Annotated in this window: 22 protein-coding genes and 2 pseudogenes; 20 read left to right on the top strand and 4 right to left on the bottom strand. The window is 40.5% G+C overall.

Features of this window, described 5'->3' with window-relative positions; translation table 11 throughout:
• Window positions 1-15 precede the first annotated feature (15 nt).
• From N8M20_RS03185 to pnuC, 13 genes and pseudogenes are all read left to right on the top strand, one after another.
• A complete protein-coding gene (locus tag N8M20_RS03185) occupies window positions 16-888 on the top strand; it encodes a carbohydrate ABC transporter permease (protein ID WP_261063372.1) in 873 nt (290 codons plus the stop codon).
• Between the two features lie 16 nt (window positions 889-904).
• Entirely contained in the window at window positions 905-1,738 is an 834-nt protein-coding gene (locus N8M20_RS03180) for a carbohydrate ABC transporter permease (RefSeq protein ID WP_000711264.1), read from the top strand.
• A 320-nt stretch (window positions 1,739-2,058) separates the two neighbouring features.
• Window positions 2,059-3,501: a sucrose phosphorylase gene (gene gtfA, locus N8M20_RS03175; protein ID WP_261079040.1), complete on the top strand. Its 1,443-nt coding sequence runs from the start codon at window positions 2,059-2,061 to the stop codon at window positions 3,499-3,501.
• A gap of 137 nt (window positions 3,502-3,638) precedes the next feature.
• A complete protein-coding gene (locus N8M20_RS03170; protein ID WP_261079039.1) occupies window positions 3,639-4,832 on the top strand; it encodes an O-antigen ligase family protein in 1,194 nt (397 codons plus the stop codon).
• A 145-nt stretch (window positions 4,833-4,977) separates the two neighbouring features.
• The gene (locus tag N8M20_RS03165; protein ID WP_261079038.1) at window positions 4,978-5,421 is read left to right on the top strand and encodes a MarR family winged helix-turn-helix transcriptional regulator; all 444 of its coding nucleotides are present in this window, start codon (window positions 4,978-4,980) and stop codon (window positions 5,419-5,421) included.
• 34 nt (window positions 5,422-5,455) lie between these two features.
• A pseudogene (locus tag N8M20_RS03160) lies at window positions 5,456-5,647 on the top strand (nuclear transport factor 2 family protein); the annotation flags it as partial.
• Between the two features lie 14 nt (window positions 5,648-5,661).
• Window positions 5,662-6,390 (top strand): ATP-binding cassette domain-containing protein, encoded by a 729-nt coding sequence (locus N8M20_RS03155; RefSeq protein ID WP_061087643.1) that lies wholly within the window; start codon window positions 5,662-5,664, stop codon window positions 6,388-6,390.
• Window positions 6,383-7,903: an ABC transporter permease/substrate-binding protein gene (locus N8M20_RS03150; protein ID WP_261079037.1), complete on the top strand. Its 1,521-nt coding sequence runs from the start codon at window positions 6,383-6,385 to the stop codon at window positions 7,901-7,903. Before N8M20_RS03155 ends, N8M20_RS03150 begins: the two co-directional genes overlap by 8 nt.
• Before the next feature lie 338 nt (window positions 7,904-8,241).
• Window positions 8,242-8,844 carry a hypothetical protein gene (locus N8M20_RS03145; protein ID WP_044020306.1) on the top strand — a complete coding sequence of 201 codons (603 nt, stop codon included), beginning with the start codon at window positions 8,242-8,244 and terminating at the stop codon, window positions 8,842-8,844.
• Window positions 8,844-9,635: an energy-coupling factor transporter transmembrane component T gene (locus N8M20_RS03140; protein ID WP_261079049.1), complete on the top strand. Its 792-nt coding sequence runs from the start codon at window positions 8,844-8,846 to the stop codon at window positions 9,633-9,635. The genes N8M20_RS03145 and N8M20_RS03140 overlap by 1 nt, the downstream gene beginning before the upstream one ends.
• A complete protein-coding gene (locus N8M20_RS03135) occupies window positions 9,611-10,447 on the top strand; it encodes an ABC transporter ATP-binding protein (RefSeq protein ID WP_000343048.1) in 837 nt (278 codons plus the stop codon). The genes N8M20_RS03140 and N8M20_RS03135 overlap by 25 nt, the downstream gene beginning before the upstream one ends.
• A complete protein-coding gene (locus N8M20_RS03130) occupies window positions 10,434-11,234 on the top strand; it encodes an energy-coupling factor ABC transporter ATP-binding protein (RefSeq protein ID WP_000103848.1) in 801 nt (266 codons plus the stop codon). The genes N8M20_RS03135 and N8M20_RS03130 overlap by 14 nt, the downstream gene beginning before the upstream one ends.
• 320 nt (window positions 11,235-11,554) lie before the next feature.
• Window positions 11,555-11,791 (top strand): annotated as a pseudogene (pnuC, locus tag N8M20_RS03125) (nicotinamide riboside transporter PnuC); the annotation flags it as partial.
• A gap of 18 nt (window positions 11,792-11,809) precedes the next feature.
• Here the strand turns inward: pnuC and N8M20_RS03120 are convergent.
• The gene (locus N8M20_RS03120) at window positions 11,810-12,346 is read right to left on the bottom strand and encodes a TetR/AcrR family transcriptional regulator (protein WP_261010404.1); all 537 of its coding nucleotides are present in this window, start codon (window positions 12,344-12,346) and stop codon (window positions 11,810-11,812) included.
• A 132-nt stretch (window positions 12,347-12,478) separates the two neighbouring features.
• On the opposite strand from N8M20_RS03120, the gene N8M20_RS03115 reads away from it, so the two are divergent.
• The gene (locus N8M20_RS03115) at window positions 12,479-13,369 is read left to right on the top strand and encodes a cation diffusion facilitator family transporter (protein WP_261079036.1); all 891 of its coding nucleotides are present in this window, start codon (window positions 12,479-12,481) and stop codon (window positions 13,367-13,369) included.
• A 140-nt stretch (window positions 13,370-13,509) separates the two neighbouring features.
• On the opposite strand, the gene galR is transcribed toward N8M20_RS03115, so the two are convergent.
• Window positions 13,510-14,514 carry a DNA-binding transcriptional regulator GalR gene (gene galR / locus N8M20_RS03110; protein WP_261079035.1) on the bottom strand — a complete coding sequence of 335 codons (1,005 nt, stop codon included), beginning with the start codon at window positions 14,512-14,514 and terminating at the stop codon, window positions 13,510-13,512.
• Window positions 14,515-14,677: 163 nt separating this feature from the next.
• Here galR and N8M20_RS03105 point away from each other — a divergent pair, with 163 nt between their 5' ends.
• The 6 genes from N8M20_RS03105 to N8M20_RS03080 all read left to right on the top strand — a co-directional run bounded on the left by N8M20_RS03105 (window position 14,678) and on the right by N8M20_RS03080 (window position 21,503).
• Complete coding sequence (locus N8M20_RS03105; protein ID WP_261079034.1) at window positions 14,678-15,856, top strand: galactokinase; 1,179 nt, start codon at window positions 14,678-14,680, stop codon at window positions 15,854-15,856.
• An 18-nt stretch (window positions 15,857-15,874) separates the two neighbouring features.
• Window positions 15,875-17,356, top strand: coding sequence for a UDP-glucose--hexose-1-phosphate uridylyltransferase (locus N8M20_RS03100; protein ID WP_261079033.1), 1,482 nt, complete (start codon window positions 15,875-15,877; stop codon window positions 17,354-17,356).
• A 69-nt stretch (window positions 17,357-17,425) separates the two neighbouring features.
• Window positions 17,426-17,830, top strand: coding sequence for a PaaI family thioesterase (locus N8M20_RS03095; RefSeq protein ID WP_000651223.1), 405 nt, complete (start codon window positions 17,426-17,428; stop codon window positions 17,828-17,830).
• Window positions 17,831-18,337: 507 nt separating this feature from the next.
• Window positions 18,338-18,634: a hypothetical protein gene (locus N8M20_RS03090; RefSeq protein WP_261079032.1), complete on the top strand. Its 297-nt coding sequence runs from the start codon at window positions 18,338-18,340 to the stop codon at window positions 18,632-18,634.
• A 6-nt stretch (window positions 18,635-18,640) separates the two neighbouring features.
• Window positions 18,641-20,839 carry an ABC transporter permease gene (locus tag N8M20_RS03085; RefSeq protein WP_261030517.1) on the top strand — a complete coding sequence of 733 codons (2,199 nt, stop codon included), beginning with the start codon at window positions 18,641-18,643 and terminating at the stop codon, window positions 20,837-20,839.
• A 4-nt stretch (window positions 20,840-20,843) separates the two neighbouring features.
• Window positions 20,844-21,503, top strand: coding sequence for an ABC transporter ATP-binding protein (locus N8M20_RS03080; protein WP_261030516.1), 660 nt, complete (start codon window positions 20,844-20,846; stop codon window positions 21,501-21,503).
• Between the two features lie 359 nt (window positions 21,504-21,862).
• On the opposite strand, the gene N8M20_RS03075 is transcribed toward N8M20_RS03080, so the two are convergent.
• Window positions 21,863-23,125, bottom strand: coding sequence for a nucleobase:cation symporter-2 family protein (locus N8M20_RS03075; protein ID WP_261079031.1), 1,263 nt, complete (start codon window positions 23,123-23,125; stop codon window positions 21,863-21,865).
• Complete coding sequence (locus N8M20_RS03070; RefSeq protein ID WP_000770411.1) at window positions 23,125-23,706, bottom strand: xanthine phosphoribosyltransferase; 582 nt, start codon at window positions 23,704-23,706, stop codon at window positions 23,125-23,127. Before N8M20_RS03070 ends, N8M20_RS03075 begins: the two co-directional genes overlap by 1 nt.
• Between the last annotated feature and the right edge of the window lie 34 nt (window positions 23,707-23,740).

The raw sequence follows: 23,740 nt of genomic DNA, 5'->3' as shown, positions 1-23,740 counted from the left end.
AGGAGTTAAGATGATATGGCTATTCGAAAATTTTTAAATAAATACTGGGGTTGGACTTTTTTGCTCATCCCACTTGCATTACAAGCTATCTTCTTTTACTTTCCGATGGTACAAGGTGCTTTCTATAGTTTGACTAACTGGACTGGATTGACCTATAATTATAAATTTGTTGGTCTGAATAACTACAAATTGCTGATGATTGATGGAAAATTCTTCACAGCCATTGCTTTTACCTTGGTTTTAACCCTGGCATTGATTATTGGAGAGATTACAATTGGGATGGTTGTGGCTCGAGCCTTAAATTCTAAGATGAAAGGGCAGACCTTCTTTAGAGCATGGTTCTTTTTCCCAGCGGTTTTGTCTGGATTGACAGTTTCCTTGATTTTTAAACAATTCTTTAACTATGGTCTTCCAACGATTGGAAAAATTTTAGGGATTAGTTTTTTACAAGAAAGTCTATTAGGAACACCAATCGGAGCGGTAGTGGCAACTATTTTTGTTCTTCTATGGCAAGGAGTAGCAATGCCAATTATTCTCTTTCTTGCTGGTCTTCAGAGTATTCCAAGTGATATTTTGGAGGCGGCATCAATTGATGGTGCAACAAGCAAACAAACTTTTTGGAAAATTGAATTACCATATTTGTTGCCAACGATTTCTATGGTTTTTATCCTAGCTCTTAAGTCCGGTTTGACTGCCTTTGACCAAATTTTTGCCTTGACGAGTGGTGGTCCAAATAATGCTACAACGTCTCTTGGTCTTTTAGTCTATAACTATGCCTTCAAGAGTAATCAATATGGATATGCGAATGCAATTGCCTTGATTTTATTCTTAATTATTGGAATTGTTTCTCTTATCCAAATCAAACTATCAAAGAAATTTGAAATCTAATAGGGGAGTCTTACACATGAAAAAAGAAGAAAAATTGAATCAGTTTTGGAAGTATGTCCTCTTGATAGTAGGTGGTATTCTCATACTTGTTCCTTTGTTGGTAACGGTTTTTAGTTCCTTCAAGACAACCAAGGATATCATGAATCATTTCTTTGGTTTGCCCAATCCTTTTACGTTAAGTAATTATGAACGATTAGTTTCGGATGGGATTGGAGGCTATTTCTGGAATTCAGCTGTTATTACGGTGTTATCATTGATTGTAGTAGCCTTCTTTATACCAGCTGCAGCCTATTCCATTGCTCGAAATATGTCCAAGAAAAAAGCCTTTGCAATTATGTATTCGCTCTTGATCTTAGGGATATTTGTTCCATTTCAGGTGATTATGATTCCTATCACAGTTATGATGAGCAAACTCGGTCTGGCAAATATGTGGGGGTTGGTACTACTTTATCTAACTTATGCAATTCCACAGACTCTCTTCTTGTACGTTGGTTATATTAAAATCAGTGTACCAGATAGTTTAGATGAAGCTGCAGAAATTGATGGGGCTGATCGATTTACAACTTACCGTCGAATTATCTTTCCAATGCTGAAGCCCATGCATGCTACAACCTTGATTATCAATGCATTATGGTTCTGGAATGACTTTATGTTGCCATTGTTAATTTTGAATAAGGATTCCAAGCTGTGGACTTTGCCTCTCTTCCAGTACAACTACCAAGGTCAGTATTTTAATGACTATGGGCCAAGTTTTGCATCCTATATTGTGGGAATTGTAACAATTACTGTCGTCTACCTCATCTTCCAAAAACATATTATTTCAGGCATGAGCAACGGAGCAGTGAAGTAAGAAGAACTCATGGAATCTATAGTCTTTGACACAGAGGAAGGGTTCAGCTTGTTGATAATTCTATGTAGAAAACAAGAAAGTAGTACTTAGTTTATTGAAGTCTATATTTAGTACGAGTTTGATGATAAACAGAGATTTAATACTCAATGAAAATCAAAGAGCAAACTAGGAAGCTAGCCGCAGGTTGCTCAAAGCACAGCTTTGAGGTTGCAGATAAAGCTGACGTGGTTTGAAGAGATTTTAGAAGAGTATGATATGAATTTGATTTACGAAGCCAAGTCATATGAGACTTGGCTTCAATTAAAAAAAGGAGAGTAATGATGCCAATTCAGAATAAAACCATGTTGATTACCTATTCAGATAGTCTGGGAAATAATCTTAAAGACTTATATGAGAATTTGGAAGAGCATTTTGGAGATGCTATTGGAGGAGTTCACCTTCTACCATTTTTCCCATCAACAGGTGATCGTGGATTTGCGCCTGTTGACTACGACGAAGTGGACTCAGCTTTTGGTGATTGGGAGGATATTAAGCGTTTAGGTGAGAAATATTATCTTATGTTTGACTTTATGATTAATCATATTTCTCGTCAATCCAAGTATTATAAGGACTATCAAGAAAAACATGAAGCCAGTGAATTTAAAGATCTCTTTTTAAACTGGGATAAGTTTTGGCCAGAAAACCGTCCGACACAGTCTGATGTAGATTTAATTTACAAGCGTAAGGATCGTGCACCAAAGCAAGAGATTGTGTTTGAAGATGGTTCAGTGGAACATTTGTGGAATACCTTTGGTGAGGAGCAGATTGATCTTGATGTGAGCAAAGAAGTAACGATGGAATTTATCCGTAAGACCATTCAGCACTTGGCAAGTAATGGATGTGATTTGATTCGTCTAGATGCCTTTGCTTATGCAGTGAAGAAATTGGATACTAATGATTTCTTTGTAGAACCAGATATTTGGGATTTATTGGACAAAGTTCGAGATATCGCTGCTGAGTATGGGACAGAGCTTTTACCTGAGATTCATGAACACTATTCGATTCAGTTTAAAATAGCAGACCATGATTACTATGTTTATGATTTTGCTCTTCCAATGGTGACACTTTATACTCTTTACAGTTCCAGAACAGAGCGTTTGGCCAAGTGGTTAAAGATGAGCCCAATGAAGCAGTTTACGACGCTAGACACCCATGATGGGATTGGAGTAGTAGATGTCAAGGATATCTTGACTGATGAGGAAATCGACTATGCTTCAAATGAGCTCTATAAGGTTGGAGCTAATGTCAAACGTAAGTACTCCAGTGCCGAGTATAACAATTTAGATATCTACCAAATCAATTCAACCTACTATTCAGCGCTTGGAGACGATGATGTCAAGTATTTCCTTGCACGATTAATTCAAGCTTTTGCTCCAGGTATTCCTCAAGTTTACTATGTGGGGCTATTAGCAGGCAAGAATGACTTGAAATTATTAGAAGAAACTAAAGAAGGTCGAAATATTAATCGTCATTACTATAGCAATGAGGAAATAGCAGAAGAAGTCCAACGTCCTGTGGTGAAGGCCCTTCTCAATCTATTTTCTTTCCGTAATCGTTCAGAAGCATTTGATTTAGAAGGAACTATTGACGTTGAAACATCAACAGCCCACAGCATTGTAATCAAACGTCAAAATAAAGATAAGTCCGTAACAGCAGTAGCAGAAATTGATTTGCAAAATCAGACTTATCGGGTAATTGAGAACGGAATTGAAGTAACATTTTGAAGCCTTGATATGGTTGATAAAATAGGGTTTTTATTTTAGAAAACGTTTCCTTTGTTTTCAAATTGCTAAAAAAGTGGTACAATAAAGGGTAGCTTACTATTATCTGAATCAACTGATTTGGAGAGAAAGGATTCATTTTGAAATCAATAGGCTTTATTGAAAAGCTGAAAGGGTTGTCTAGTAAAGAGCTGATTTTATTGGGAATTATCCTGAGTATCTTTTTACCCTTTTATCTTTTTGTAGTTGTATTCTGTTTATATATTATCAGTTTAATTTTTACAGGAGACATGAAAAGTATTCTTCAGAAAATGAGGGAGCATCCGATGCTGCTTCTTTTTCTGGGCTATAGTACTGTTATATCCGTTTTTGCACAAAATTGGATGGGAGTTGTGGCTTCAGTAGGAATTTTTCTATTTACTATTTTCTTTTTGCACTATCAGTCGATTTTATCACATAAATTCTTTCGATTGATTTTGCAGCTCGTCTTGTTTGGTAGCGTCTTGTCAGCTGCTTTTGCGAGTTTAGAACATTTCCAAATTGTGAAGAAATTTAACTATGCTTTTCTTTCACCCAATATGCAGGTTTGGCATCAGAATCGTGCAGAAGTGACCTTCTTTAATCCTAATTATTATGGAATTATTTGTTGTTTCTGTATCATGATTGCTTTCTATCTGTTTACAACGACCAAGTTGAATTGGTTGAAAGTATTTTGTGTGATTGCAGGCTTTGTGAATCTCTTTGGTTTGAACTTTACGCAAAATCGAACTGCCTTTCCTGCTATTATCGCTGGAGCCATTATTTATCTCTTTACGACCATTAAAAACTGGAAGGCCTTTTGGCTTAGTATTGGGGTCTTTGCGATTGGCTTGAGTTTCCTCTTTTCTAGTGATTTGGGAGTTCGGATGGGGACTTTAGACTCTTCTATGGAAGAACGCATTTCTATCTGGGATGCTGGGATGGCCTTGTTTAAGCAAAATCCTTTTTGGGGTGAGGGGCCATTGACCTACATGCACTCGTATCCTCGGATAAATGCTCCTTATCATGAACATGCTCATAGTCTTTATATTGATACGATTCTGAGTTATGGAATTGTGGGGACTATTTTACTAGTTTTGTCTTCTGTTGCTCCTGTTCGCTTGATGATGGATATGAGTCAGGAGTCGGGGAAACGCCCGATTATCGGTCTTTATCTGTCTTTCCTTACAGTGGTTGCTGTACACGGAATCTTTGACTTGGCCCTCTTCTGGATTCAGTCAGGTTTCATTTTCTTGCTAGTTATGTGCAGTGTTCCATTGGAGCATCGAACCTTGGTATCGGACATGACGGATTAAGTTTTATAAGATTAAAATTCTTCTACCTTGGGTAGGAGAATTTTTTACTGGGAAAAATTATTTCCAAATCGAAATAGTTGACAGATGGAATGGCGAGTGTTATAATTACTTTATTCGTTTCGATGTAGAAATAAAAGGAGGTGTCATGAAAGATAGTCATTTGGTAGCCCATCATATTCGTTTGTTGAATGGGCGGATTTTTCAAAAGTTACTTAGTCGGGATCCTGAAGCTCTTTATCGGAGTGAACAGGGAAAGATTTTAGCGGTTTTATGGAATAGTGAAACTGGCTGCGCAACTGCGACAGATATTGCTTTGGCGACTGGACTTGCTAATAATACGCTGACGACGATGATTAAAAAGCTAGAGGAACAAAATCTTGTAACCGTTAGTCCATGTGGAGAGGATAAGCGTAAGAAGTATTTAGTTTTAACAGAGTTGGGGCAGTCTCAGAAAGAAGTGGGGCATCGTGTCAGTCAGAAATTGGATAGGATCTTTTACAAAGGATTTTCAGAGGAAGAAATTCGTCAGTTTGAAGCCTTTCAAGAAAGAATTTTGGCTAATCTGAAAGAGGAGGAAAATGAGGTTTAAAATGGAGCAAATTAGCTGTTTATAAGTAAAGGCCACTTTTGACTTTGTTTTCCAACTCTTAGGACAAGGAAACTATGTGGTTAGCTATGGTCAGAATCGGATTGGTTGAGTTGCCTATGCCCAGTACGATATCTTCCGTCTAGAAAACGGGAAAATTGTGGAGCATTGGGACAATAAGGAAGTCATGCCTAAGGTAGAAGACTTGACCAATCGATGGAAGTTTTAAATTGAGGATACAGAATGATTGAATACAAAAATGTAGCTTTACGTTACACAGAAAAAGATGTTTTGAGAGATGTCAATTTACGAATTGAGAATGGAGAGTTTATGGTTTTAGTTGGTCCATCTGGCTCAGGTAAGACGACCATGATCAAGATGATTAATCGTCTTTTGGAACCAACTGATGGAAATATTTATATGGATGGCAAGCGCATTAAAGATTATGATGAGCGTGAACTTCGTCTTTCTACTGGTTATGTTTTACAAGCCATTGCTCTCTTTCCAAATCTAACGGTCGCGGAAAATATTGCACTGATTCCTGAGATGAAAGGATGGACTAAGGAAGAAATTGCTCAGAAAACAGAAGAGCTTTTGGCTAAGGTTGGCTTGCCAGTAGCTGAGTATGGGCATCGTTTGCCTAGTGAATTATCTGGTGGAGAACAGCAACGGATCGGTATTGTTCGTGCTATGATTGGTCAGCCTAAGATTCTCCTCATGGATGAGCCTTTTTCAGCCTTGGATGCTATTTCGAGAAAACAGTTGCAGGTTCTGACTAAAGAATTGCATAAAGAGTTTGGGATGACAACGATTTTTGTGACCCATGATACGGATGAGGCCTTGAAGTTGGCGGACCGTATTGCTGTTTTACAGGATGGGGAAATTCGCCAGGTAGCGAATCCCGAGACTATTTTAAAAGCTCCTGCCACAGAATTTGTAGCAGACTTGTTTGGAGGTAGTGTTCATGACTAATTTAATTGCAACTTTTCAGGATCGTTTTAGTGATTGGTTGACAGCTCTATCTCAACATTTGCAGTTGTCACTTTTAACCTTGTTACTAGCTATCTTTATCGCGATTCCCTTGGCTGTTTATCTTCGCTATCATGAGAAGCTGGCGGATTGGGTCTTGCAGATTGCTGGGATTTTCCAGACTATCCCGTCACTGGCCTTGTTGGGGCTCTTTATTCCTTTGATGGGAATTGGAACCTTGCCAGCTTTGACAGCTCTAGTGATTTATGCGATTTTTCCGATTTTGCAAAATACCATCACTGGGCTGAAGGGAATTGATCCGAGTCTGCAAGAGGCTGGGATTGCCTTTGGGATGACCAGATGGGAACGTCTCAAGAAGTTTGAAATTCCACTTGCCATGCCTGTTATGATGTCTGGGATTCGGACGGCAGCTGTCTTGATTATCGGTACGGCAACCTTGGCTGCCTTGATTGGGGCAGGGGGACTGGGTTCCTTTATCCTTTTGGGAATTGACCGTAATAATGCCAGTCTGATTTTGATTGGGGCACTTTCTTCTGCAGTGCTTGCTATTGCCTTTAACTTCTTACTAAAAGTGATGGAAAAAGCAAAATTGCGGACGATTTTTTCTGGTTTTGCCTTGGTTACCATATTACTTGGTCTATCTTATAGTCCAGCCCTCTTAGCTCAAAAAGAGAAAGAAAACTTGGTTATTGCTGGTAAATTGGGTCCAGAACCAGAAATTTTGGCCAATATGTATAAGTTGCTGATTGAAGAAAATACCAGCATGACTGCTACTGTTAAACCGAATTTTGGGAAAACAAGCTTTCTCTATGAAGCTCTGAAAAAAGGCGATATTGATATCTATCCTGAATTTACTGGTACGGTGACTGAAAGTTTGCTTCAACCATCACCCAAGGTGAGTCATGAGCCAGAGCAGGTTTATCAGGTAGCGCGTGATGGTATTGCCAAACAGGATCGTCTAGCCTATCTCAAACCTATGTCTTATCAAAATACCTACGCTGTGGCTGTTCCGAAAAAGATTGCTCAAGAATATGGCTTGAAGACCATTTCGGACTTGAAAAAAGTGGAAGGGCAGTTGAAGGCAGGCTTTACACTTGAGTTTAATGACCGTGAAGATGGCAATAAGGGCTTGCAATCAATGTACGGTCTCAAGCTTAATGTGGCGACCATGGAGCCAGCCCTTCGCTATCAGGCTATTCAGTCAGGCGATATTCAAATCACGGACGCCTATTCAACCGATGCAGAGTTGGCGCGTTACGATTTACAGGTTTTGGAAGATGACAAGCAACTCTTCCCACCTTATCAAGGAGCTCCACTGATGAAAGAAGCTCTTCTCAAGAAACATCCAGAGTTGGAAACAGTTCTCAATAAATTGGCTGGTAAAATTACTGAAAGCCAGATGAGCCAGCTCAACTACCAAGTCGGTGTTGAAGGCAAGTCAGCAGAACAAGTAGCCAAGGAGTTTCTACAAGAACAAGGTTTGTTGAAGAAATAGCTTGAGAATCGTAAGTTCAACTTACTTAAACGACTATATAGAAGAACGCTCAGACAATTTCGTCTGGGCTTTTTTGGTGTCAGAATTAATGATTTTCATTTTTAAATGGAAAATAAGAGCAAATTTTTAGGATTTTCTAAAATTTTACTGTAAATACACTTGACTATTCACAAAATAGGTGTATAATGTGTTGTGAACTACTTAACAAATAAGGATTTCCAGCTCATGTCGACTAAGGATGGAAATCTTGTGTATAGACAGTTCAGTAGATATATAATAGAGCGTTGCGTCCGAAAGTCTATCCAGACACGGCTCTTTAAAAACAAAAGGAGAAGATTATGAAAACAGAACCGATTCATCGTACCAGTATGTGGAAATTTAAGTTAAGTGCTGCCACCATGACTTTGATTCCCGCTGCCGTGGGGATTAACTATGTTGCCAAAGCCTTGGCGGAGGGGTTAAAGTTGCCCGTTTGGCTGGGGTCTTTGGGAACCTTTCTTACCAGCATGTTGGCTGGGCCAGTTGCCGGTGCCATTAGTGGTTTCATCAACAACGTGATCTATGGGCTGACCTTATCGCCAATTTCAACCGTGTATGCGATTACCAGCATCGGAATTGGGATTGCTGTCGGAGTTTTGCACGCCAATGGGTGGTTCTCGTCAGCGCGACGAGTATTTGTTTCTGCTATTATTATTGCCATCGTTTCAGCTGTCATTTCAACGCCACTCAACGTCATCTTTTGGGGTGGTCAGACCGGTATCGCTTGGGGTGACTCATTGTTTGCGGTAATGGTCGCCAATCATGCACCAGTGTGGCTGGCCTCATTTACCGATGAGTTTGTCTTGGATATTTTGGATAAAGTCTGCGTGGCCTATCTGGCATTATTCATCTATCGTCAGCTGCCGAAGCGGATGGTGCACTTCTTTAGCGATGATAAATGATGACTGATAAAACATTGATTTCTGGAGCGCCACGGGTCAAGCTCAAGTGGTACCAGGTGATCGATCCGATTACTAAGCTCTTGTTCATCTTGGACATGACGTTGTTGAGCTTTGCCAGTATGAATTTATTGCTTCAGGTCGGATTAATTCTTGTCGCAACACTGCTATTGTTATTTTCCAAATTGAGTTCTACCACCTTTAAGGCGCTGGGATTCAGCCTGTTTCTGATTTGCACCATGCTGATCATCCAAGGGTTATTTTACAGTCGGAATCAAACTGTGCTGTTTTCTGTGCTTGGGGTGTCGTTCTACAAAGAAGGCCTGATTTACGCCACCACTCTGGGTTGTCGAGTATTGGTGATTATTTTGACCAGTGGCTTTTTTATGGTGACCACGAGTATTTCAGAAAACGCAGCCTATTTGGAACTGTCCGGATTGTCTTATAAAACCGTCTACGTTCTGATGTCGGTGTGTTATATTTTGCCGGAAATGATGCGCAATATGCGGAAAATCCAGCAGGCACAAAAAGTTCGCGGAACCAATCCGCAAAAAACGTTGATTCAGAAATTAAAGTCAGTCCTGCCGGTTCTAATTCCATTGGTGATTAAGACCTTGGATCAATCGATGACGCGGTCGATTTCTCTCCAACTGAGAGGTTTTGATAATCTCAACCGGACTGTCAGAACCTCCCAGCGCGTGTATCGCCTGTCGCGGACGCTGCACATTGGTCTGACTGGATTGGCAATTTTATTGATTGGGTGGAAGATATGGACGAAGATAAACGGATTGTAATTGAAAATTTGACCACCCGTTATCCGGGTACTGAGCAACCACAACTGCGTCAGATTAACGCGGAGGTTCATACCGGCCAGGTGGTTGGGATTATCGGGAATAGCCACTCCGGCAAATCGACTTTGTGCCGTGTGCTGGCAGGGGTCATTCCCAAAATTGTGTCTGCTGAGATTGAGGGCGATTGGCACATGTTTGGCCAGCGAGTGTCCGACAATTGGCCCGTTTATAATGCCATGAATGGAGTTGTACTGCAAAATCCAGCTGGCCAACTAAGCGGGTTGGCAGACACGGTTGCCGATGAAATCGCCTTTGACTTGATTAATCAGGGAATGGCTGAAGGACTGATTCAAAAACGGGTTGAAGAAGTTGCCACGCAAATGGGGCTGATTGAACAGCTGAATTTGCGTCCCGAGAGCCTTTCCGGTGGTCAGATCCAGCGGTTGGCAATTGCCACGGCGATTGTGGCTAATCCGGCTGTTTTGATTATGGATGATCCGACCAGTGAAATGGATCCCCTTGGCCGCCGGCAATTTTTCCAATGGCTGGCCCAAGTTAAAGAGACGACTGTCTTCATTGTCACCAGTGAAATTGACGATTTGTGCGAAGTCGCCGACGTTGTGTGGGTGCTGCACGAGGGTCAAATGGTAGCCCAGGGCAGGCCGGGTGAGGTGTTTAATCATTTGGCAGCTGACTGGCAGATTCCAGCCCCTACAATCCAGCAACTTGCTCAAAAAATGGATTGGCACTTGGCTGATGGCCGGTATCCGGTGAATTACGCTGATCTGAAGGAGGTTCGTTATGTCCACAATTGAACTAAGCCACCTGACGTTCACTTATCCGGAACGGTCCTTTAGCTTGGATGTTGAAGACAAACACTTCGCCGATCCGATGGTGGCTATTGTCGGCCAAAATGGTGCCGGCAAATCAACGCTCTTCAAATTGTTGACGGGTTTGCTGACACCACAAACCGGTGTGATTAAGATCGATGGAGAAAATTTTAATGATCTTAAACCAGTCGAAAAGTTACTGAAGGTTGGGATTACTTTTCAGAATCCTGACGATCAGCTTTTCAACCCGACCGTTCAACGAGAGGTGGAGTGGAATGTCGCGCAGGTCATGGATGACCACGACACGATTACGAGGCGGGCTTTAGCGGCTCTAAAAAGAGTTGGCTTGGATGATAAAACAGCTGAAAGTCCATATGACCTGTCATTGTCGGAACGCAAGCTGTTGAGCGTTGCCACAGTTTTGGCAGTGGATCCAGCGATTTATTTATTTGATGAGCCGATGATGTCGCTTGATTGGGAAAGCCGGCGCAAGTTGACCGCAATTTTCCATCAGTTGGCTGATTCGGGCCACCAAGTTGTGACCATCACCCATGACATGGATTGGGTCGCCGCCGAGTTTGAGTCGGTGTATGTTATGGAACACGGGAAGTTTGGCTTCGCCGGCAGTCCACGGGAATTGTTCAGCAATCACGAACTTGTCCAGCGAGTGGGATTACTACCACCGCGGATTATGGACATAGCGGAGTCGCTGGGTGATTCACAGACATATTTATCGGTTAATGATTATTGCCAGAAAAATCGAGATGTATAGAAAAAGTCACCTCTGCGGGTTTTCCAGGTTGAAGGATTAACTTCAGCTTCTGGCAAGAACTCACATGGGTGACTTTTGTGTTTAATAACGTTTCATGATCATCGGGTGCTTCCTCAGATCACTCGGTTTGATTTTACTTTGTTTCATGGTCATAATCATATACCATTTCTTTCGGATTTTTTGTTTGACTAATAAAAAATATGTCTTCATAGGTCTTCGCATTTTTAGCGCCCATTAGGATCATCAGTATTATTTTCTGAATTAGGAGACTGTCCCATCACTATTCGAACTTCGTCTCCCAACTTACGCTGTTCCCATTCAATGGGGTAGGGCAAATCCTCATGACAGCCGTTTACCGTGAACAGTGGATATTCTGGGCAGCTACCAATGTCTTTTCAATCTATCTCTTGTGGGGAGAAAGCCTGCAAATTCAAGGGAAATATCTAATTTATCTCATTAACAGTCTAGTTGGTTGGTATCAATGGAGCAAGGCTGCTAAGCAGAATACGGATTTACCTAACAAAGATAAAAAACTCAGTAGCCTAGAAATAAGGTAACTGAGCTCTAATCTATATTCAATTTTTAGGAATGAGAAGGTCTAGATAAAATTGGACAACTTCCTGGTCTGTGAAGTCTTGTCCTTTTTTGAGCCACCAGGTCAATGTCTCGATAAAGTTGGACACGACTAAGTGTTGGAGGTAAGAAGTAGGCAAACTCGGGTGAGCTTCTCTTAAATCATCAGCCATCACGGAATAGACATGGTGTTCTAACTCTCTCTGGAGTTGACGGAGGAAGTAGTCATTTTTGGAAAATAGCAGACTGGTGATATGGTCTTGGTTTTTCTGAAAATGGAGAAAGAGGTGGGCGAGGTAGTCCTCGGTTGAAATGGATTGCTCTCTTTCAAAGAGGTGATGGAAGAGGTAGCGACAAAGTTCGTCCAGAAGTAGTTCCTTGCTCTCATAGTGACAGTAAAAGGTGGAACGTCCCACATCTGCGAGGTCAATGATATCCTGAACTGTAGTGGATTCGTAGCCCTTCTCGTTCAAGAGTTGTAGAAAAGCTTGATATATGGCTTTTTTTGTTTTGCTGATACGGCGGTCAATGTTCGTCATGTGGACACTTGAGGCAAATTGTTCAGAACTGAATAAAGTTGACGTTTTGCTTCTATCCTTTCTTTGAGTTTTAGCGGATAATGATAATGAACAAGATGTTCATAAATCTATTATAACAAAGGAATGAGAAAGATGAAGGCAAAATATACTATTTGGATAGCTTTTTTCTTAAATTTAAGCTATGCTATTGTTGAGTTTATCGCAGGAGGAATCTTTGGTTCGAGTGCTGTTCTTGCTGATTCTGTCCATGACTTGGGAGATGCTATAGCTATTGGCATATCGGCCTTTTTAGAAACAATCTCAAATAGAGAAGAAGATAGGCAGTACACCTTGGGTTACAAGCGATTTAGTCTTTTAGGAGCACTAGTGACTGCTGTGATTCTTATCACAGGATCCATCCTAGTGATTTTGGAAAATATAACTAAACTTTTTAATCCACAGCCCGTCAATGATGAAGGTATCCTCTGGCTAGGAATCATTGCAGTCAGTATCAATGTGCTAGCTAGTCTAGTAGTTCGTAAGGGAAAGACAAAGAACGAGTCAATTCTCAGCCTGCACTTTTTTGAAGATACACTTGGTTGGTTGGCTGTCATTCTAGTGGCGATTATCCTTCGATTTACAGATTGGTATATCCTTGATCCGCTCTTATCGCTTGTCATTTCCATATTCATTCTAACAAAAGCCCTTCCTCGTTTTTGGAGCGCGCTCAAGATTTTCCTGGATGCTGTGCCAGAAGGACTAGAGACAGATGATTTGGAGAAGGATTTGGAGGCTCTGACCAATATCAAAAGTGTCAATCAACTTAGCATTTGGTCCATGGATGGTCTGGAAAATAATGCCATTGCCCATCTCTGTTTAGAAGATTGGGATCAGATGACGGAAACAAAGAATCAAGTACGTCAGCTCTTAGAAGAAAGAGGAATTCAGAATATTACCATCGAAGTGGACACCAGTCAAAGCAATCATGCGCAACATAAGCGAAAGGTAACAGCCTTAGAGCAACCTCATGGGCATCAACATTAGAAAAGAGGTTGGGGGAAAGTCTTTAAAAGTAAAAAGCGCATAGTATCAGGCATTGAAAATATGATACTATGCGTTTTTTTGTGAGGATATTTACTTCATTTTATCTTGAAATTTAGTTTTTGCCTAGCTTATTTAATATCTTAATCATTCCTTGTACTTTCTCTCAGAGTCAGTCTGGTTCCCAACATGGTCAGGCTAGGGATTTTGCGACCGTGGAGTACTTCCTTGTTAAGAATATCCATACCTGCTCGGCCCATTTCTTCGGTATAGACGGTGATGCTGGAGAGGGGAGGATAGACTTGCTTGGTCAGGCTGGTGTCGTTAAAGGAAATAAGACTGACGTGGTCTGGTAGGCTGATTCCAGCTTCTTGGAGGGCACGGAGGGCACCGATAGCTAAACTATCGCTGGCTGCGAAAAAGGCTGGTGGGAGTTGGTCTCCTAAACTCTGAATGGCCTCTTTCATTAAGTCATAGCCAGACTGGGCAGTAAAGCTTCCTTGAAAGACTAGTTCATCATGATAGATTCCCTTTGCTTGACTGTAGTTTCTGAAATTTTCCAGCCGCTTATCCTCAATGATTTCTTCTTGGTCGGTTGTTTCCTCAAGCCCTGTTAGAATCCCGATACGATCCATTCCTTGACTGAGGAAATAATCGACAACCTGTTTCATGGCAGTGTAAAAGTCTGTGATAATGCAGGTATGTCCTAGCGAAAGAGTATCACTGTCTAGAAAGACAAGAGGCTTTTGGTATTCTTCAAAGGCAGAAATCTGAGTTCGGCTAAACTTTCCAATGCAGAGAATTCCAATCACTTCCTCGCTCAGGGTAAAAGGATGGTCATTAAAATAGCGCAAGATATCATAGTCCAACTCTTGGGCTCTTTTTTCTATGCCTAGGCGAATCTGGTAGTAGTAGAGGTCGTCCAGCTCCCCTTGTTCGCTGACCCATTGTATAATGGCAATCTTTTGCTTGGGCTTGTGGGACTCGCCTGTCTTGAGGTGCTTGGTGTAGCCCAGCTCTTCAGCAACGGTTAAAATACGGTGTCTGGTTTCTTCTGTAACAGATAGGCTCTGGTCGCGGTTGAGGACACGGGAAACAGTCGCGATAGAGACAGAGGCTAGCTGTGCAATGTCTTTTAAGGTAGCCATAAATCCTCCTTGATTAGATTAGTATATCATATTTTTCTGTATTTTACTGATAGTTTAGTAAAAGTTTAGTAAAAAGGATTGACCTTGGAAAATCCCTTGGATACAATAGAAGAAAACGATTACACATTAAGATGACTTAACGGACAGTAAAAGGAGAAATCATATGACACAACATCTTACTGCTGAAGCTCTTCGCAAAGACTTTCTTGCCGTTTTTGGTCAAGAAGCAGACCAAACTTTTTTTTCACCAGGTCGTATTAATTTGATTGGTGAACACACAGATTACAACGGTGGGCACGTTTTTCCAGCTGCTATTTCCTTGGGAACTTATGGGGCTGCTCGCAAACGTGATGACCAAGTCTTGCGTTTCTACTCAGCTAACTTTGAGGACAAGGGTATTATCGAAGTGCCTCTCGCTGACCTCAAGTTTGAAAAAGAGCATAACTGGACCAATTATCCAAAAGGAGTTCTTCATTTCTTGCAAGAAGCTGGGCATGTGATTGACAAAGGGTTTGATTTTTATGTTTATGGGAATATCCCAAATGGTGCTGGTTTGTCTTCTTCAGCATCTTTGGAACTTTTGACAGGGGTTGTGGCAGAGCATCTCTTTGATTTAAAATTAGAGCGTCTCGATTTGGTTAAAATTGGAAAACAAACAGAAAACAACTTTATCGGAGTCAACTCTGGCATTATGGACCAATTTGCTATCGGTATGGGAGCGGACCAACGTGCAATTTACCTAGATACTAATACTTTAGAATACGATTTGGTGCCACTTGATTTGAAGGACAATGTCGTTGTTATTATGAACACCAATAAACGCCGTGAATTGGCGGACTCTAAATACAATGAACGTCGTGCTGAGTGTGAAAAAGCAGTGGAAGAATTGCAAGCAGCCTTAGATATTCAGACCTTGGGTGAATTGGATGAGTGGGCCTTTGACCAATACAGCTATCTGATTAAAGATGAAAATCGCTTGAAACGTGCTCGTCATGCAGTGCTTGAAAATCAACGTACCCTCAAAGCTCAAGCAGCCCTCCAAGCAGGAGATTTGGAAACATTTGGTCGTTTGATGAATGCTTCTCACGTTTCTCTAGAACATGACTATGAAGTAACTGGCTTGGAATTGGACACCCTCGTTCACACAGCTTGGGTACAAGAAGGAGTTCTCGGTGCTCGTATGACAGGGGCAGGTTTTGGTGGCTGTGCTATTGCCTTGGTGCAAAAAGATACTGTTGAGGCCTTTAAGGAAGCTGTTGGCAAACACTACGAGGAAGTAGTTGGATACGCTCCAAGCTTCTATATCGCTGAAGTTGCAGGTGGCACTCGCGTCCTTGACTAGTCAAAAGGAGGCTCTATAGTGACCTTAGTAGATAAATTTGTAACACATGTCATTGCAGAAAGTACCTTTGAGGAAATGGATCGAACCTACCTGACCAATCGTGTCTTGGCACGAGTGGGAGATGGTGTTTTGGAAGTTGAGACCAATCTGGATAAATTGATTGACCTCAAGGACCAGCTTGTCGAGGAGGCGGTTCGATTAGAGACGATTGAGGATAGTCAGACTGCGCGTGAAATCCTTGGTGCTGAACTGATGGATTTGGTGACTCCTTGTCCGAGTCAGGTCAATCGTGACTTTTGGGCAACCTATGCCCACTCTCCTGAGCAAGCGATAGAGGATTATTACCAACTCAGTCAGAAGAATGACTACATCAAACTCAAGGCTATTGCTAAAAATATTGCTTATCGTGTTCCATCTGACTACGGAGAACTTGAAATTACCATCAATCTCTCTAAGCCTGAAAAGGATCCCAAAGAGATTGCGGCAGCCAAGTTGGTGCAAGCTAGTAATTATCCTCAGTGTCAGCTTTGTCTAGAGAATGAGGGATACCATGGTCGGGTTAACCATCCAACTCGCAGCAATCACCGTATTATCCGTTTTGAAATGGCTGGTCAGGAGTGGGGTTTCCAGTATTCTCCTTATGCTTACTTTAATGAGCACTGTATTTTCTTAGATGGCCAGCATCGTCCCATGGCCATTAGTCGTCAGAGTTTTGAACGTTTGTTGGCTATCGTAGAGCAGTTTCCAGGATATTTTGCTGGATCTAATGCCGACCTGCCAATCGTTGGTGGTTCTATCCTAACCCATGACCACTATCAGGGAGGGCGTCACGTATTTCCTATGGAATTGGCTCCCTCGCAAAAGACCTTTCGATTTGCTGGTTTTGAGCAGGTCAAGGCTGGAATTGTCAAGTGGCCAATGTCAGTATTGCGTTTGACTTCGGATTCCAAAGAAGATTTGATCAACTTAGCTGACAAGATTTTGCAGGAATGGCGTCAGTATTCAGATTCTGCAGTGCAGATTTTGGCAGAGACAGACGAGACACTGCATCACACTATCACACCAATTGCTCGTAAACGCGATGGACAGTTTGAGTTGGATTTAGTCTTGCGGGACAATCAGACATCACCAGAACATCCTGATGGCATCTATCATCCTCACAAGGATGTCCAACATATCAAGAAGGAAAATATCGGCTTGATTGAGGTCATGGGCTTGGCAATCTTGCCACCACGTCTGAAAGCAGAAGTGGAGCAAGTCGCTAGCTATCTTGTAGGAGAAGCTGATACAGTTGCCGATTATCATCAGGAATGGGCATACCAACTTAGAGCCCAATATCCAGACCTAACAGATAAAGAAAAAGCCCTTGAAATCGTCAAGAACTCTGTGGGTGCTATCTTTGCTCGTGTGCTTGAGGATGCAGGAGTCTACAAGCAGACAGAACAAGGACAGGCAGCCTTTATGCGCTTTGTGGAGCAGGTAGGAATTTTACCAGACTAGGAGCTTTCTCCTTGCACAGTCCTATAAAAAGTAGTATCATAGTGTCGTTTGAAATATCAGGAGGAAACGATGAAAGATTTTCATTTTGACGCTATATCTGCCTTTGAAAATTACGAAATTGAACAAATGAGAGATGGTCACGTTGTTGTGACGACCAAAGTAGTGGACTCGTCGCTCAACTACTATGGCAATGCCCATGGTGGCTATCTCTTTACACTTTGTGATCAGATCAGTGGTTTGGTGGTCATTTCGCTAGGACTAGACGGAGTGACTCTCCAATCCTCTATCAACTACCTCAAAGCAGGAAAACTCGACGATGTGCTGACCATTAAAGGAGAATGTGTCCATCAAGGTCGCACAACCTGTGTAGTGGATGTCGATATCACCAATCAAGAAGGCAGAAATGTCTGCAAGGCAACTTTTACCATGTTTGTCACAGGCCAGCGGTCAGAAGACAGACAGGTAAGGATATAGAGACAGGTGAGTGGGATAAATTTATCTCACTTATTTTTTTGTTCATTTTACTATAAAAAAGATTGACAACGCTTTCAAATCATGTTATTATTAAAGCATAAAATAAAAAGTAGAAAAAGCTATGGAAAGATAAATCTTATTAGCTATAAGTTTGTTGTCTTTGATATTAACCGTCTCGGTAATAAGTCACTTTCCTGCTAAAAATCAGGGCTTTGATTCAGGACTTGTGTTTGTTGCTAAGTAAAATGGTTTTAATAGTTTAATTAAGAAAGGAGTCTAGGATATGAGTTACAACTTACCTAACAGATATAAAAACGGAGATTTTTAATTGTCCTAGGATACCTCTTTATTCTGTTATATAGTAAAGGACAGTGCATTTCTTAGCAAGACTTTATCGTCAGATATTATAATATAAGTTTAAGAGGTTTTATATGATAAGTAACTGGTTTATACTTTTAATTTTAGACAAAGATGAAAATCTTTTAGAAATTAGTTGGGGATAAAATCATGAAAAAAACATTGAAAAAAATTGCATCTACTGCTTTGATTGGATTCTCTCTACTTGGTATAGGTAGTTCAGTGGTTTCCGCAGCAACTGTATATTATAAAGGTAGTGCAGTATATTGGGACTATGGTCGTGCAGCAGCTGTATTTAGTTATTCAGATGTTCAATCAAGTGATTATGAGCATAGAGCAACTGCGAATGGTGTTTCTTCTGGATGGAAAGATCCTGGAGTAATGGCCTCTGTAGTTGCGTTTATCGGAGGCGGCACTGCACAATGTTACTGGAATTGTCGAGGGTAATAGCCTATGACTAACAAAAACATTTTTCTAGGAAAATTAAAATACCTAGCCCTGTTTTTGGTTGCTGTTCAGAGTATATTATTTGCTCTGACAGCAATTTTTTTTACAGGTGTATCTTATCAAGAAACATGGCAGCAGTACAACCAGAATAATCGAACTCTAACGCTGTACCTTCAAAAGCTAAATCCAATTCAGCAAGAAAAAGCGTTTCATTATTTAAATGAGAGGAGTGATTTAGCCGTTTGGACTCATCGAATCATTCAAGATTCTAAAGGCGATGGTATACAAAAACATTATATAGATGCCATGGGAAATTCTGATTATTTTTCTGATTTTAACTATCACCATTCAAATATTTTAACTAAGTCACAGCTAAAAGTCTTACTAGAGCATGTGGATAGTAAGAAAACGATAGGAATTGCTGAGGCGTCTCATGATACGCTTTATGAGCTACCGAGGCCTTTATTTACTATTCCGATTGTTATTGATCGATTAGAGCAAGTTTATCAAAAAACCAATACTTTAACGGGAATCTATCATGTAAATGGTTTAGAATCAGAAACGGACAAAAGTGAATTTATCAAACAGTTTGCGAGTGCCACAGGCTTATCAGAGGAAAATTTTCTACAGGAAAAATTTGGTAGTCGTCGTGATTATGGTCTAGTTCCTTTTGTACTCATAGGTTTGCTGTTATTTACAATGTTAACACTGTTAATATTATTGCTTGTAATTGTTCTTCAGGCCTATGAAAAATTTGGTAGTCTCACCCTACTGGGATGGAGTCGAAATGAATTTTGGTTAGCATTATTTAAACCTATTATTTATCCATCGGTTCTTAGCACACCTATATTAGCTGTAGGCATTTGGTGGTTGACAGGCTGGTCCCAAGTTTCATACTATATTTTGCTACCTATCATGGGCCATATAGTATTTTCAATGTTGGCCTTAGCTACTATTCTCGTTATTCCTAGTTTGATAGTTTATTCAGTGACTGCTTTGTCTGCTATTCACAAACGTTTTCCAAGTAGACTATTGACTATTTTAGGTATTAGTTCCTATATTGCGTTAAGCAGCATCTTAATTGCTACCAGTTATGGCCTAGATGGTCCTTTGTACCGTTTTATGGATAATGTCCATATTGCTAGGGCGTGGAAAAGTGTTGAGAATATGCAAGTAATTGATTCTTTTTCTGAAGGCGATGACTTGGGAACACTGGCAGGTACGAGTAATACATTAGAATTAAGTATGTATCATCTTTATACAAAAATAGGCCATGATGAAGGTGTCTATTTAATTCAAAGTCAATACTACGGACAAGATTTTTTTGCGAACGTGACTGCTTATCAGAATCTACCTAGTAAACCATTTTGGTATCTAGTTTATTCTTATAATTATTTAACTGAACTAGGTTTTCAGTTTTCTGAAGAAGAATTAAATGAGATACGAAGTGGTAGCAGATTGTATCTGATTCCAGATAGTTATACAACTGAGGAACAGCAACGTATGCGAGCATATTTAGAAGAAAGTGTCAAAGTCTATGATGGGGATGTGGAGACACCATTTACACAAAATCGTCAATTCATTTATAAAAACTATTCCACAACTAAAGATATTTTCCTTTGGTCCACAAATTTACAGGAAGGGGTAACTAGTAAGGAGCCGATTATTTTTGTAGCTAGTCCTGAAAATCTTTATTTTAAAGAGAGTGCAAATCTTGTTGTTTCGGGTTTCAATGGTTATCTCAAAATACGTAATCAGAATATTCTGACTCGTGTGAAGGAAGAGATAACGACTCATTTTCCAGATCTTATGGATAACGATATTCAATTTACACCAGTTAGACGATATATTGATGGACGCCAGAAAGAGTTGAGTTATACTTTTTATCTATTTGCTAGCGTTATATTGGCCATATTGATTAGTTTAACTTCAATACTGATTGCTTTGGTACTGATGTATCGAATTGCTTATCAAGATCGGTTAGTAGTGCAATACTTTTTAGGATTTGGTTTATGGGCACGTTATAAAGGAATTATGATTTTGGTGATTGCTTCTGCTATTATAGAGGTACTAATTAGTTTCTTATTGAAAACAAAATTGGGTATAGTGTCCGCCGCTTTATCTCTATGCTTGCAGTTAGTTCTTCTATATGGTTTTCTTTTGCGGAAAGAACAGCAGAAAATCTTAAATATATTTAAGGAGTAAGAATATGCCAACTATTTCAGTCAGACAGTTATCGAAATATTACGGTGCAAAACGTGTTATTGAGAATATTTCATTTGAGATTTCGGATAGAGAATTTGTTGCGTTGATTGGTCCATCCGGTTCAGGAAAATCTACGTTACTCAACCTTATTGGCTTATTAGAAACTGTTGATGAGGGAACAATCATGATTGATGGTGAGATTCTACCACAAGTTAACTCAAAAAAGGCAACCCATCTCCGTCGAAATGTATTAAATTACTTGTTTCAATCTAATGCCCTGATTCCAAATGAAAGTGTTAGTGATAATTTGATGCTAGCACTTCATTACACTGATTTAACTAAGAAAGAAAAAGATAAAAAAATAAAGACAGTTTTAGCAAAAGTTCACATGGAATCTTTCTTGGAGAGTCGTATTAATGAGTTATCAGGTGGAGAACAGCAGCGAATTGCTATCGCTCGTGCTATTCTAAAGCCGGGAGAGTTGATTCTAGCAGATGAGCCAACTGGCTCCTTGGATCCACAAATGGCTCAAACAGCCTTTGAATTACTGAAACTGCTACGAGATGAGTATGGGAAAACGATTATTTTGGTAACGCATAATATGAATCAGGCTCAGCAATGTGATAGAATTATTGACTTAGAAGGCTTAAAAGATTTGAACTGATACGTGTTGCTACATAGATTTCTCATTGTTAGGAGATATTCATGAAAAAGAATTGATTATTATTGCATTGTGAAACCAGATAGAGATAATCCTAGTCGTTTGAAGTATATTTTAGTAATTGAAAATCTCGTTAATGATTTACTCAAATTGACTTTGTATATTAACCAGCAAGAAGTAGAAGTTTTACTTATTCATCCATTTCAAAAAAGGTATCATACTTTACAAAATTATTCCAAAAAACAGTTATAAAAATACAGTAACTCTCCTTAGATATGGCATTTCTTGGGAGAGTTTTACATTTTATACAACTACTTTCCTAAAGTATAAAAGCTAATAAACTAGGATTACGATAGATGTTTTTATTTCTTTTTATGATTTAACACGGCATTGAGTACAATGGCAAGTAGGCTGGCTACGACGATTCCGTTTGAGAAGAACATTTGGAAGGCTGTCGGCATGCTGACAAATAGATTACTGTTGTTGAGTCCGACACCTGCAGCGATTGAAACTGCTGCGATAAGGAAGTTGTGTTCATTGTTAGCAAAGTCAACACGAGCGAGGATTTGCATCCCTTGAATAGATACAAAACCAAACATCACCAGCATGGCACCACCGAGGACAGGGCTTGGAATGATTTGGGCAAGGGCGCCAAACTTAGGTAGCAGTCCAAGTAGAACCAGGAAACCTGCTGCGTAGTAGATTGGCAGACGAGTCTTGATACCTGATAATTTAACCAAACCAACGTTTTGTGAAAATCCTGTGTAAGGGAAGGTGTTAAAGATTCCTCCGAGAAGTACGGCAAAACCTTCTGCGCGGTAACCGTTGCGAAGGCGAGTGCTGTCGATTGGATCTTTTGTGATATCAGACAAGGCCAGATAAACACCAGTAGACTCAACCATAGACACCGTTGCGATGATACACATCATGACAATAGATGAGATTTCAAAGGTTGGCATCCCAAAGTAGAGTGGAGTTGGGACATGGACAAGTGGTGCTGCTGCAACAGGAGAGAAGTCCACCAAACCCATGCTAGCAGCAATGGCTGTTCCAACAACTAGACCAATCAAAATGGAGATAGACTTGATAAATCCTTTGGTAAAGATGTTAATCAAGAGGATAATCAGAACAGTAATAGCGGCCAGCAAGAGACTTTGACCAGTTGGCTCTGGAACGTTATTTCCCATATTTCCAATAGCGACAGGAATCAAGGTTAAACCAATCGTGGTAATAACAGATCCTGTTACGATAGATGGGAAGAGATTGGCTACTTTTGAGAAAATGCCTGAAACAAGAACCACGTAAATCCCTGATGCGATAAGGGCACCAAACATAGCGCCACTACCATGGCTTTGCCCAATCATAATCAAGGGAGCGACCGACTGGAAAGCAACTCCTAGAACGACTGGGAGTCCAATACCAAAGTATTTGTTGAGTTGGAGTTGGAGGAAAGTTGCCACCCCACACATGAAGATATCTGTAGAAATCAGGTAGGTCAATTGCTCAGTTGAATAGCCAAGGGCTGTCGCAATCATGATGGGAACCAGGATAGATCCTGAGTACATGGCTAGTAAGTGCTGCAAGCCAAGAACGGCTGCTTGTGAATGTTTTTCTTGAGTTTGCATTAGAGATCTGCCTCCTTAAATACGACTTGACCATTTTCAAACCGATCCAAACGAGCGAGTGATAGAACAGGGTAGCCTGCTTTTTCAAGCAAATCACGGCCATCTTGGAAGGATTTTTCAATCACAATACCGATAGCTTCGACTGTGGCACCAGCTTGTTCGATGATTTGAATCAAGCCTTTGGCAGCTTGGCCATTAGCAAGGAAATCGTCAATAATCAAGACCTTGTCCTCTGGTGAGAGGAATTTTCCAGCGATGGAAACGGTGCTAGTCACCTGCTTGGTAAAGGAGTAAACTTCGGCGGTCAAGATGCCTTCATTCATGGTGATGTTTTTAGCTTTTTTGGCGAAAATCATCGGTACATTCAAGGCTTCAGCTGTAAAAATGGCTGGGGCAATACCCGACGCTTCAATGGTCACGACTTTGGTAATACCAGCAGAAGCAAATTTTTCCGCAAAAACCTTACCGATTTCTCGCATCAGGCTAAAGTCAACTTGGTGGGTTAAAAAGGAATCCACCTTGAGGATGTTATCACCCAAGATATGCCCATCCTTGAGGATGCGCTCTTCTAATAATTTCATAAGACCTCCTAAAGTCTAAAAGATGCTTCATTTG

Source organism: Streptococcus mitis, from assembly GCF_946190275.1.
GTDB classification, from domain to species: domain Bacteria; phylum Bacillota; class Bacilli; order Lactobacillales; family Streptococcaceae; genus Streptococcus; species Streptococcus mitis_DC.
The sequence above is the reverse complement of the archived record's forward strand: the minus strand, read 5'-3'. Positions and strand labels throughout refer to the sequence as shown.

What these genes read in the sequence shown, in the direction of transcription:
- N8M20_RS03145 (WP_044020306.1), top strand. Translation starts at nt 8,242, where the DNA reads ATGAAAACAGAACCGATTCATCGTACCAGTATGTGGAAATTTAAGTTA.
- N8M20_RS03120 (WP_261010404.1), bottom strand. Translation starts at nt 12,346, where the DNA reads ATGACGAACATTGACCGCCGTATCAGCAAAACAAAAAAAGCCATATAT.
- N8M20_RS03130 (WP_000103848.1), top strand. Translation starts at nt 10,434, where the DNA reads ATGTCCACAATTGAACTAAGCCACCTGACGTTCACTTATCCGGAACGG.
- N8M20_RS03080 (WP_261030516.1), top strand. Translation starts at nt 20,844, where the DNA reads ATGCCAACTATTTCAGTCAGACAGTTATCGAAATATTACGGTGCAAAA.
- N8M20_RS03155 (WP_061087643.1), top strand. Translation starts at nt 5,662, where the DNA reads ATGATTGAATACAAAAATGTAGCTTTACGTTACACAGAAAAAGATGTT.
- N8M20_RS03115 (WP_261079036.1), top strand. Translation starts at nt 12,479, where the DNA reads ATGAAGGCAAAATATACTATTTGGATAGCTTTTTTCTTAAATTTAAGC.
- N8M20_RS03075 (WP_261079031.1), bottom strand. Translation starts at nt 23,125, where the DNA reads ATGCAAACTCAAGAAAAACATTCACAAGCAGCCGTTCTTGGCTTGCAG.
- galR (WP_261079035.1), bottom strand. Translation starts at nt 14,514, where the DNA reads ATGGCTACCTTAAAAGACATTGCACAGCTAGCCTCTGTCTCTATCGCG.
- N8M20_RS03150 (WP_261079037.1), top strand. Translation starts at nt 6,383, where the DNA reads ATGACTAATTTAATTGCAACTTTTCAGGATCGTTTTAGTGATTGGTTG.
- N8M20_RS03095 (WP_000651223.1), top strand. Translation starts at nt 17,426, where the DNA reads ATGAAAGATTTTCATTTTGACGCTATATCTGCCTTTGAAAATTACGAA.
- N8M20_RS03105 (WP_261079034.1), top strand. Translation starts at nt 14,678, where the DNA reads ATGACACAACATCTTACTGCTGAAGCTCTTCGCAAAGACTTTCTTGCC.
- N8M20_RS03185 (WP_261063372.1), top strand. Translation starts at nt 16, where the DNA reads ATGGCTATTCGAAAATTTTTAAATAAATACTGGGGTTGGACTTTTTTG.
- N8M20_RS03165 (WP_261079038.1), top strand. Translation starts at nt 4,978, where the DNA reads ATGAAAGATAGTCATTTGGTAGCCCATCATATTCGTTTGTTGAATGGG.
- N8M20_RS03135 (WP_000343048.1), top strand. Translation starts at nt 9,611, where the DNA reads ATGGACGAAGATAAACGGATTGTAATTGAAAATTTGACCACCCGTTAT.
- N8M20_RS03070 (WP_000770411.1), bottom strand. Translation starts at nt 23,706, where the DNA reads ATGAAATTATTAGAAGAGCGCATCCTCAAGGATGGGCATATCTTGGGT.
- N8M20_RS03140 (WP_261079049.1), top strand. Translation starts at nt 8,844, where the DNA reads ATGACTGATAAAACATTGATTTCTGGAGCGCCACGGGTCAAGCTCAAG.
- gtfA (WP_261079040.1), top strand. Translation starts at nt 2,059, where the DNA reads ATGCCAATTCAGAATAAAACCATGTTGATTACCTATTCAGATAGTCTG.
- N8M20_RS03090 (WP_261079032.1), top strand. Translation starts at nt 18,338, where the DNA reads ATGAAAAAAACATTGAAAAAAATTGCATCTACTGCTTTGATTGGATTC.
- N8M20_RS03085 (WP_261030517.1), top strand. Translation starts at nt 18,641, where the DNA reads ATGACTAACAAAAACATTTTTCTAGGAAAATTAAAATACCTAGCCCTG.
- N8M20_RS03180 (WP_000711264.1), top strand. Translation starts at nt 905, where the DNA reads ATGAAAAAAGAAGAAAAATTGAATCAGTTTTGGAAGTATGTCCTCTTG.